The organism is Micromonospora sp. DT231, from assembly GCF_049847025.1.
Lineage (GTDB): Bacteria > Actinomycetota > Actinomycetes > Mycobacteriales > Micromonosporaceae > Micromonospora.
The window spans coordinates 1-260 of the sequence record NZ_JBNCNO010000058.1 but is presented as its reverse complement, the minus strand read 5'-3'; the positions used below and the strand labels follow the sequence as shown (position 1 = coordinate 260).

General features: G+C 69.2%; 1 protein-coding gene. It reads left to right on the top strand.

Annotated elements, in window-relative coordinates; all coding sequences use genetic code 11:
• Positions 1–260 (top strand): acyltransferase domain-containing protein (locus ACPXBU_RS34905; RefSeq protein ID WP_425761411.1); only part of this gene is annotated, 260 nt, incomplete at both ends.

The following is a 260-nucleotide window of genomic DNA, read 5'->3' as shown; positions in this document are numbered from 1 at the left end:
GTGCAGCCGGTCTCGTTCGTGGTGATGGCCGGTCTGGCACGGATCTGGCAGTCCCTCGGCCTGCCGATCGCGGCCGTTGTCGGGCATTCGCAGGGTGAGATCGCCGCGGCGTACGTCGCGGGTCGGCTGTCGTTGGAAGACGCGTTGCGGGTGGTGGTGCAGCGTTCCCGGATCGTTGGTCGGCGGTTGGCCGGTGCGGGGGCGATGGCGTCGGTCGGTCTGCCCGCGGATGAGGTGCAGGTGTTGTTGACCGACGGGTT